Origin of the sequence: Ruegeria lacuscaerulensis (genome assembly GCF_013031245.1) — a bacterium.
Lineage (GTDB): Bacteria > Pseudomonadota > Alphaproteobacteria > Rhodobacterales > Rhodobacteraceae > Ruegeria > Ruegeria lacuscaerulensis_C.
Map to the genome: position 1 here is coordinate 1 of NZ_WPZL01000065.1, position 9,689 is coordinate 9,689.

Genomic DNA, 9,689 nt, shown 5'->3' on the forward strand with positions numbered 1-9,689 from the left:
CCCGACGTCAGGGGGAAGGCGCGGCCTCCCCCCTCGGACAAGACAAATAGACAAGACCGTGTCCTCGCGCGTTGCGCTGCGGGCCGCACCACTCTTTTCGATTTGTCCTGTCTCGCCCCTCTCCGCGTTCGCCACGGGGCAGGTTTTAGAGACGACGCCCTTTCAGGGCTCGGCTCAAATCCAGCACCAAAAGGGGATCAACCCCGAATGTCGCACCACAAAAGGAGAGACGGTTTTGAACAGTGAAGCAACTAATGACATCGAGAAAGACACAAGCCTTCAGGCGGCTGAAATCGCAACTCAGAATGACCTGTTTCGGAAAGCCCTGATTGATCCGACTGCGGCGATTGAGATGCACTCCAAAGGCATTCAGGGACAGGTGTTTGTCACGCCCGGCGTGTCCGGCGAAGGGATGGAATTTCAGATTGCGGCTTTGGCTGCAGTGGCGTCGGATGATCAGTTTGACGAAGGCAATGACCCTTATGGCGATCACACGTTCGGAACGGTGACGGTCAGCGGTCAGAAGCTGTTCTGGAAGATCGATCTCTACGACACGGACTACACATACGGCTCCGACCATCCGTTTGATCCCGCAGTGACGCGTCGCGTCCTGACCATCATGTGCCCCAGCGAATACTGAGACCAGCCCTGTCCCAACCGGGCAGGGACAGCATGCGCAACCCGCGCAGGAAAGGCCCCTCTCGGGACATGCAAGCATGCCCTGCCGGGCAGTGGGTGAGTTCATGCCAGCAAACACCGGAAAGGGGGTGGTGAAAATAAGTCAGGAAACCTTGCAGCAACGACGGCGCGAAGCCGTTGAGCTGGTCAAGAAGGGAGGTCTCTCCGCCAAGATCGGCCTCGCCTTCTTGAAACAACACGCAGCCGCCTAAGCGGCCCCGCTCTACCCCGGAAGGGGTAGGGCACCTTTAACACGAAGCGAAACACTCAAACAAGGATTTGCCCCATGAGCAAAATCGAAACATTCACCGCACCGGAAACCATTGAAACTATCGCTCTGTCCGATCTCTACCTGTCTGATCTGAACCCACGACAGGAGGTTGCCGAGGAAGGCATTGCCCTGTTGGCTGACAGTCTGGTCATGTGCGGCCTGATCCAGAACTTGAGCGGTCTGCGTGACAAGGACGGCAAAGTCGGCATCGTCGCAGGTGGTCGCCGCCTGCGGGCACTGAACATCGCCGTGATCGAGCGCGCCGATCTGGCACAGGTTCCCGTGAAGGTCACCGACAATCCCTTTGTGGCCGAGCAATGGGCCAATGCAGAGAATACCGCCCGCGAAGAACTGGACCCGGTGGACGAGGTCCGCGCCTATGGCAAGATGGCCGCGAAATCCCTGTCTGTTGCCAAGATTAGCAACGCGTTTGGCGTGACCGAGGCGCATGTGCGCCGTCGCCTCGCACTGGCGGGTCTACCCACCGCCGTATTGGACGCGCTCAAAGCGGGTGAAATCAGCATGGGTCTGGCGAAAGCCATGACCGTCAGCACCGAAGAAGAGAAAATTCTGGAGGTTCTGGAACAGGCTAAAGAGTGTCGGTGGTTTAGCGAACATGATGTCAAACAGGCCCTGACATCTGAGGCTGTCAGCAGCACCAACCGCAAGGCCGTGTTTGTGGGGCAGGAGGCTTATGTTGAAGCAGGCGGCACGGTCACCGCTGATCTCTTTGCTGATGAGACCCTGTTCAATGAGGGCGCGCTACTGGATCATCTGTTTGCTGAGAAACTGGCGGCAGAAGCAGCAAAGCTACGCGAAGCAGAAGGCTGGGACTGGGTGGACACCCATGAAGACAGCTACATTCCGTATGGGTTTTCGGGCATCGAAGGCATGCACCGTCTGGAGATGGTGAGCCGGGAGTTCACCAAAGAACAGGCCGAGCGGTATGACGAACTTGTCGAACTCTATGAGGCAGAGGCTCTGGACGCGGATGGTGAAAAGGAGCTGGCCGCGCTCGAGGACTATGCAGCACCCTTCTATTCCGACGATCAGCGCAAGCTGTCCGGTGTGTTTGTCTATGTCGGCAACAACGGCGACATCAAATCATCATCGGCCTATGTCGCGGATGAACATGTGCAGGCCGCCATTGAGGTCGGCGTTCTGGCCCCGGTCAAAGAGACAAAGACCAAGGAGGCACCAAAACCGGCCTATTCGCAGAAGTTCATTGATGACATGGTGGCCATCCGTCTGGCGGCAATTCAAACGGCTTTGCTGGACAAGCCGGATTATGTGTTGAGCCTGTTTGCCTTCTCCACCACCCCGGCCTCCGGTCTGACCAGCAACCTGTTTGGGTTTGGTTATGGTGGCGCTGAGCGGAACACGCCGGAAATCGACGACCAGTTCATCCTCGACCCGCGCCTTGGCGGGGAGCGGGATGAGGCCGCAGAGGCCGCCTATGACCAATTCCACGAGATGGCCGCACAAGGCTGCGTGGAGGCGTTCAAAGCGTTTCGCGATCTGGGCAAGAAAACCCGCAACGGTGAGATCACGGCTTTTCTGGCCCGTCGGTTCCTGACCCAAAGCCCGGAGTTCATGGCGCAGATTGAGGCTGAGATTGGTGCCGATATGCGCACGATCTGGACCCCCTCTGCTGAGAACTGCTTCAAACGCTTGAAAGGCTGGCAGCTGGATGATCTCTACAAAGACCTGCTGGAGCTGCATTTGGACAACGACATGTTCAAAACCTTCGCAAAATCCAAAAAAGGCGCGAAGAACGAAGCGATGCACAAGTTGTTCAACGATCCAGAGCATCAGGCGGCACTTGGTGTGACCGAGGCTCAGAAAGCGAAGATCGATGCTTGGGTGCCTGATTGCTTTTGAACCTAACGGGGCAGGGCGCTTGGCGCCCTACCTTCCAGCGGTATTGTTTTATTTTAATTCAATGCTTTACGTTTCTTTCACTTGAAGGGATGTAGCTTGTAGGCTACATTTAGGTATGATAGAAATTCGTAAGACTGCCCTGTTCGATAAATGGCTCAAGGGCTTGAAGGACCAAAGGGCGAGAGCCAGGATTTTGGTTCGCATCACGCGGTTGAGCCTGGGCAATCCCGGTGACGTGAAGCCGGTTGGTGAAGGTGTGAGTGAACTGCGTATTTCTGAGGGTAAGGGGTATCGCGTTTACTACGTGTCGCGCGGTGACGTTTTGATCATTTTGCTTTGCGGGGGAGACAAGCCATCCCAGCAAGCGGACATCAAAACCGCCAAAGCGATGGCAAAAGAGTTGGAGTAAAAACATGGGTGTTAAAACAACGAAGTTTGAAGCGGCTGACTATCTGGACAGCCCCGAAGCCATTCAAGCCTATCTTGAAGCGGCTTTTGAAACCAGTGACACCGCCCTGATCGCATCAGCTCTTGGCGATGTTGCCAAGGCTAAAGGTATGTCGAGCGTAGCCGACAAATCCGGCCTGTCTCGGGAAAGCCTCTATCGTGCGCTTAGCGAAAACGGCAATCCCGAATTTGGCACCATCCTCAAAGTGCTGAGTGCGGTGGGTGTTACGCTCACCCCGAAAATGCACGTGAGTTAAATGTTTTAGAAGGCAACCCGCCATGTCTACCGATGCAGCTCCTTCGACAGCCGAAAAGACCATTCGCCGCGTCTGGAAATCCGCGCAGATGTTTGTCGGGTTCCATACGGATCAGAAGGGCAAGCCGCGCACGCAGCCAAGGCTCTGGCCGCCAAAGAACGGGAGCGCGTCGATCCATAGCGACCCCAGCGCGCAGGAAGCGATTGTTGTTGTCAAAGCCGCTGATCCGGAGTCTGCACAAGATGTGCAGATCAAGCTGCACCCAAACCGCATTGTTGTGCGCCGCGATGCAGATATGTGGTGGCAGGGCGTGGCCGTGGACGCGCATTCCGTGACGGTTCGAATGGCCGACAACACGATCATCGAAATCCGCCATGACGGGTCGGTGAAACGCCGCTCGGCGGAAGATGAAACCCATGTTGAAGCCGATGGCAGCATCTTCAAGTTCACCGAGTTTGCCGAGGCGCATATGACGGGAGACGGGGTGGAAATGACCCGTCGCACCGAGGATCGCATTGCCACGATCACAGCCGACGGAGTTGTCGATCGCGCGCGCAAGCGTTAGCCTGGTTTCAATACCTCGAGACTTTCCTTTGGTTAAAATTGTGGCCCGCTTCGGTGGGCCTCTTTCTTATGTGCGAGACTGTCGGCAGAGGCTTGCCGAGGTCGCCCCTATTCCCTCCATATGCCGTTCCAAACCCATGTTGACTGTTGTCGCCAACCTAGCCAATGTCGCGCGTTCGTATCGATGCGTCTGCCTCAGCGTAGATGTGTTGGGGCCGACGCAAACCCACAAGGAAACGCAAGCAACATGACTGATGACTGGAACGACTATGCCGATGGTTGGGACGACAATAGCGACGTCAGATATTACGCCAGTTGCGCTTTTGCCTCGCTCGACGAGCACCTGGACATTTGTGGGAAGAATTGGCGATCAAAGCGTGTGCTCGACTTTGGATGTGGCACCGGATTGCTGGCGGAGAAAATCGCACCGCATGTGGCGGAAGTTGTCGCGGTTGATACTTCGGAGAATATGATTGCAGTCCTGCAGGCAAAGAACCTGCCCAATGTCAGGGCCGTTCACGGAGATATGCTGGCGGGAAATGTTCAGGACTTGGAGACCGGGTTCTCAGGTTTCGATTTGATCTGCGCCTCTTCCGTTTGTGCCTTTCTTCCAGACTACAGTGGCGCCGTGGCAGTGCTGGCGGGTTTGCTCAACAAGGGTGGACAGTTCGTGCAGTGGGATTGGCAGGCGTCAGATGATGACGGCTTTGGATTGACGCTGCATCAAATGAAGACTGCGCTTGATGCGGCACGGCTTGGCTCAATTCGGGTCGAACAGGTATTCGAAATCAATTCTGATGCGCGGAAAATGCCTGTTCTGATTGGTGCGGGCGTTCGCAATCCGGAATGATTTTGAGTGTGGATGCGCGAATAACCCGTGTGTCCGCTTAACCGACCATTGGTATCGCTCAAGTGCGTTCAAGACTTTCGGATGAACAGGTACTCTTTCCTTGAAAGCTCCATGCTCCAGTTCGCCCGATGAGCCTGGATCGGGCAATCCCGCTTCTGGCAGCGAAGCTCATGTCTGAGTGGTGGCGGAAGTTATTTGGTCTGATATCGCCACTTCAAATTGAGTCCGGCTGATTACCTGATCCGCGCAAGCGCGGATCAGGACCGGACCGTCCGGGTTTTGGCTTCCGCCAATTGGAACGCGCGACTTGCACCGCCGGTGATCCTCCGTTCTTTGCCGCGAGGGTCATTCCGACCCAGAAAGGCCACCCGCACTCCGAATTGAGCACTGCGCCTGTGATGGACCGAGGTGATGTTGCCGCCATAAACCACATCGCATTGTTCAGATGGTCCGCGCGCAACGGTCCCAGAAAGTCTTGCCTTTTCACTTGGCCTGACAGTTTCAAACCCGTTGCCGGAGATGATCCCCGGCTGCGGTGTTTCTGAAGTGATGAACATAAGCGGTCAGTCGGGGAAGACGCGCGGCGCCCGGACCGGGCGCCCCGCTTCAACAGGGAATGTCCCCTGCGCCTGTGGCGCATTCCGCGCGGACCAAATTCCCTGCTGACATCACCTTGATGCCCGCTTTTCCATGTTCATCGAAACACGCCAAAGCGAGGAACAAACAATGGCAACTCAATCTCTAAAACTGAACGTCAAGACCGGCGAAAAAGAAGGCAAAAATTTCTGGGATCGGTGCGGGGTCCTCTTCGTCAACGCCGATGAGGCCGGCAACATCACCTCGATCCAGGTCAAGCACAGCATGTTCCCCGGCGTTGAGATGGTGGCCTTCCCGAAGCGGGTCGATGACGAGCCCGTCACCGAATGACGAAAGGGCAGGGCGGCGCTAGCCACCTTTTCCTCTGCTCCGGCCAAAGAGCCGGACCACTTATGCGCCACACGTGGCGCGAGGCCTAACGGCCGGGCAGGGGCGGTGACCTTCCGCGATGCGGCAGCTCTCAACCCTGCCACACCCGCCGCGCATGCGGCGGGAAACTGAGCGCGCTGAGGCGCGCGGAAAATGCCATACTGAACTTGAACGTGCCGGTATGTGACGGGCGCTGTTCGGACAGCTCACGCTTCGCGTGATTGCCCTGCGCCGGTCCACCGGCACCCACGCCTGTTGGCTGGAAAAGGGGCGGAACCCTTTTCCCGGCGTGGAGATTGCCTCCAAGAGCAAAACTGTTCCGGGGGCAATTTGAGAAAATGCGGATTTCTAAAATCACCCCCGGTTTCCTCTTGGAGAGTATGACAGGATAAGGTAGTTGTGTTACAAACTCAAAATACAACCAAAGGTATGCATTGCGTAAGCCCGCCGATACCACTGTCTTTTCTGTACGTTTGCCTTTGGATGCACTGGAGCGTTTGGAAGCGGCTGTGACCGTGCTGGGGGCCAAGAGCCGCAATCAGATCATCCAACGACTGATCTATCGGCTGATCGGATATCTCGATCCTGATCCCGCTGTTGTAGATCTCTGGCAGAAGCACTTGCGGCAGGTTCAGGGTGGGTACACCAACCTCAACCAGCTTGCGAAATCGGCCAAGCGCGGCACGGTGATCTGGACGGATGACGACCGCCGCGACGTCGAAAATCTTCATCGTGCGATCATCCAGCACCGGCAAGACTTGAAGGCGATGATCACAGCAGCGCGCCGGAACCGAGAGCCAGAATCCGCTATTCGCCGGATCTTGCGTGATGACGATTGGGATGCCGCCGCATGAACGCTGCAACCCACGATCTGACAGCAGGTGACTTCTTAGAGCTTGCGTTCCGTGAGGCTCAGAAGGGTGTCGATCGTTCCAAACAGATCAATCAGCTGTTGCAGACCGCCAAGCGCATGAAGTTCATGGTTTCGCGGGCGTCGTCCATCAAGGCGCGGCTGGGTGCCGTGGTTGGAAAGCCCGAGGCGGTTGTGAAACACGTCCGCAAAGGTGGGGTGAAAAACGCGCATGAGCTACGCCGACAGATCAACTATCTGACCGTCAGGGCAGGGGGCGTGTTGGACATCCGAGACAATGGCGTGACCCCGCTCGATGCGGATCAGGTCAGTGATTTGATCGAGACCTGGGCCGAGGATTTCAACGGGAAAACCAACTACGGTTACACCCGCCACATGATCGTTTCTTTCCCCGAAGGCACCTATCCGGACGCAGCTCATGAGGCCGGTTTGGAGTTCGCAGATCGCCTATTTGGCAGCGGTGATTTTGGCGATACCTGGGACTACCTGACAGTGTTTCACAACGACACTGACAACCCCCATGTCCACATCGTTGTGAACAACCGAGGCGTCGAACATAGGCAGTGGCTCGCTATGGGTATGAGCAGCGAAATGAACATCGACGTTCAGCGTGCCATCCAGGTTGAGGTTGCTGAGGAATACGGAATTGAGCTGACCGCGACGACCCGTCTTGAGCGCGGTTTGCGGCAGGAAGTCGAGACCGATACGTGGAAAGTTCAGGCCGGAATGTCGGTTGTTGAAAGTACCCCGGAAGTCGAAGTTACGGCCCGCGACATGGCCGCCGATGTGATGACTCTATCCATCGCCAGAATGTCAGATCTGTTTGATGAGCGCGCCAACGCCGTCAAAGACCGGATCGAAGAGTTTGCCATCCAGCTCGTTGAAAGTGAGGAACCTATGGTATCGAGAATGGAACATCTGCTGGATCAGGCTCATCATTTTGATGACTATGGCGAGCCGGGAGACCCGTCTTATGTATCCCCAGATGTTATGAGCAACTTACGGCGACACATCGAATTAGGCGGTTCTGAGGAAACGATTACACCCGAGCTGAAGGCTCAGGTTGTTGCCCATATCAGCGACGTTCGGGACAACGAACAGAGCCATCCGTATCTGTCTGCCCTTGCTGATATTGTCGATGACAAGGAGTTCCAGGCGTCCGCAGATTACGCCCCGGCGGCGCGCCGGTACGAGGTCTATATGCAGGACACCTTGGGCGAGGGGGCCTATGAGGACTTCCAGACTCAGGCCAAAGATCTGTTGCAATCCATCGACAAGATGGAAGGGCTGGCCCGTGAGGTTGACGACCCTCATCTGCGTGTCGCAATGGACATTCAGATTGGCGAGCTGAAGGGCGACGTTGCGGATCTGCGCACCAACGATCCCGACCTGCAAGCCTACATCATCGAGGACCGCAGCTATTTAACGATGATGGGAATGGGTACCGCCGAAATGGATGTCTTGGATTATCCAGAGGCCGACAAGTGGGCCGCGATCCGCAACGAGGTCACCGAAACGGCCAGCAGCTACGGCATCGATGGTGAGGCGTTTGTTGCCCGCTTTGGCGACCATCACAACGTCACTTTGGGCACAACAATGGGTTGGCGCAGCGACGACATTTCGACCGCAGCTGCCCACTTCCAGGCTCAAGGATTGTCGGAAAGCTATGACCGTGCTGTGGCCGTTGTTGACGAGCTGCACCAGCTTGCTTCTTCCAGGATCATCGCAATCTCAGAAGAACTCTCAGAGGTTCACGCCCACGCAACGCACCCGCTCTTGCAAGGGCGCGGTGACGATGACGGTCACAGCCTATAAGGAGTTCACCCGGTCTGCCTGATGAGCGCGCCAACGCCCCAGGCAGAACCATCACTGAGTTATCCATCAACTCGCAAAGGAAAAACTATGGTTTCGCGTACAGACTATCTTTTGAAAGAAGTCGAACACTTCGCACCCTATTCCCAATTTGATCAATCCGCCCCGCGCAAGGATCGCGTTTCAGAGCAGATCGACATCATCAAGAAAGAACAGCAGGCGATGGGCTTTGATCGTGCAGCCATCGCTTCAAAGAGCTTCGACATCGAGGACCAGGCCAACCGCCGTGTTGACGAACATACGGCGCAAAAAGATCTGGTCGAAGAACTGAAAATCGAATTGGAGGCTGCGGAGCGGTCAGGGGAGCCGGTTGATCTGAACGATATGCAGGCTTTGGTTTCTCAGCACATGAACGATGCTCAGGAATACGACCTGTATCATCCCTACTATTCGTCCCTTGCGGATCTGTCAGGCGACAAAGGTTTTCAGGATTCCGACGACTACCAGTCGCCCGGTGATCGCTATGTTCAGTATATGCAATCCGCTCTGGGGCAGGCCGGTTTCGAGAACTACGAACAGCAGACCAAGGACATTGTGAACTCCATCGAGAACATGGAGGCTCTTGCACGAGAGGTCGAAGACCCGCATCTGCGTGCTGCAATGGACGTGCAGATCGGAGAGCTGAAGGGCGATGTTGCCGAGCTACGCCCATACGACACCGACCTGCAGGCGTACACTGTTGCTGACGACAGTTACACCACATCCATGAATGCGACCGAGTTGGACAACCTGGACCCGTCCGAGGCCGAAAAATGGCTGGCAGTGCGTGACGACATTGTTGCAACCGCCAACAGCTTCGGACTCGATGGAAACAAGTTCCTGGCCCGCTACAACGATCATGACAGCGTTTCAGTCGGCACCACGGCGACTTGGCGAGACGCGGACATTTCCACCGCTGCCGCACATCTTAACAGCCAAGGTGTTCCGGACAGCTACGAGCGCGCCGAGGCCGTTGTCGGTGAGCTGCACCAAGTTTCATCCAGCAAGATTGCCGCCGTGGTGCAGGAGATCGCCCATACCCGCGAACAGGCC

12 protein-coding genes are annotated in these 9,689 nt (G+C 56.3%); 11 read left to right on the top strand and 1 reads right to left on the bottom strand.

Going from position 1 to position 9,689, the window contains the following annotated elements; all coding sequences use genetic code 11:
- Nucleotides 1-235: 235 nt before the first annotated feature.
- The 7 genes from GOX66_RS24790 to GOX66_RS24820 all read left to right on the top strand — a co-directional run bounded on the left by GOX66_RS24790 (nt 236) and on the right by GOX66_RS24820 (nt 4,948).
- On the top strand, nt 236-640 hold the full coding sequence (locus tag GOX66_RS24790) for a DUF3768 domain-containing protein (RefSeq protein ID WP_214652770.1): 405 nt from the start codon (nt 236-238) through the stop codon (nt 638-640).
- Between the two features lie 103 nt (nt 641-743).
- On the top strand, nt 744-890 hold the full coding sequence (locus tag GOX66_RS24795) for a hypothetical protein (protein ID WP_170766484.1): 147 nt from the start codon (nt 744-746) through the stop codon (nt 888-890).
- Between the two features lie 74 nt (nt 891-964).
- On the top strand, nt 965-2,830 hold the full coding sequence (locus GOX66_RS24800; protein WP_170766486.1) for a ParB/RepB/Spo0J family partition protein: 1,866 nt from the start codon (nt 965-967) through the stop codon (nt 2,828-2,830).
- 115 nt (nt 2,831-2,945) lie between these two features.
- Entirely contained in the window at nt 2,946-3,239 is a 294-nt protein-coding gene (locus GOX66_RS24805; protein ID WP_170766488.1) for a type II toxin-antitoxin system RelE/ParE family toxin, read from the top strand.
- A 4-nt stretch (nt 3,240-3,243) separates the two neighbouring features.
- Entirely contained in the window at nt 3,244-3,534 is a 291-nt protein-coding gene (locus tag GOX66_RS24810; protein WP_170766490.1) for an addiction module antidote protein, read from the top strand.
- A gap of 22 nt (nt 3,535-3,556) precedes the next feature.
- Entirely contained in the window at nt 3,557-4,099 is a 543-nt protein-coding gene (locus tag GOX66_RS24815) for a hypothetical protein (RefSeq protein ID WP_170766492.1), read from the top strand.
- 246 nt (nt 4,100-4,345) lie between these two features.
- Nucleotides 4,346-4,948: a class I SAM-dependent DNA methyltransferase gene (locus GOX66_RS24820; RefSeq protein WP_170766494.1), complete on the top strand. Its 603-nt coding sequence runs from the start codon at nt 4,346-4,348 to the stop codon at nt 4,946-4,948.
- 257 nt (nt 4,949-5,205) lie between these two features.
- Here GOX66_RS24820 and GOX66_RS24825 read toward each other — a convergent pair whose 3' ends face one another.
- Nucleotides 5,206-5,505: a hypothetical protein gene (locus GOX66_RS24825; RefSeq protein ID WP_170766496.1), complete on the bottom strand. Its 300-nt coding sequence runs from the start codon at nt 5,503-5,505 to the stop codon at nt 5,206-5,208.
- A 133-nt stretch (nt 5,506-5,638) separates the two neighbouring features.
- Between GOX66_RS24825 and GOX66_RS24830 the strand changes: the two genes are divergently transcribed.
- The 4 genes from GOX66_RS24830 to GOX66_RS24845 all read left to right on the top strand — a co-directional run.
- Nucleotides 5,639-5,875, top strand: a complete 237-nt coding sequence (locus GOX66_RS24830) for a hypothetical protein (protein WP_170766498.1) — start codon at nt 5,639-5,641, stop codon at nt 5,873-5,875.
- A gap of 473 nt (nt 5,876-6,348) precedes the next feature.
- Nucleotides 6,349-6,768 carry a ubiquitin-activating E1 family protein gene (locus GOX66_RS24835; protein ID WP_170766501.1) on the top strand — a complete coding sequence of 140 codons (420 nt, stop codon included), beginning with the start codon at nt 6,349-6,351 and terminating at the stop codon, nt 6,766-6,768.
- Nucleotides 6,765-8,600 (top strand): relaxase/mobilization nuclease domain-containing protein, encoded by a 1,836-nt coding sequence (locus GOX66_RS24840; RefSeq protein WP_170766503.1) that lies wholly within the window; start codon nt 6,765-6,767, stop codon nt 8,598-8,600. Before GOX66_RS24835 ends, GOX66_RS24840 begins: the two co-directional genes overlap by 4 nt.
- Nucleotides 8,601-8,687: 87 nt before the next feature.
- On the top strand, nt 8,688-9,689 hold a 1,002-nt coding region (locus GOX66_RS24845; RefSeq protein ID WP_170766505.1), incomplete at its 3' end, for a hypothetical protein.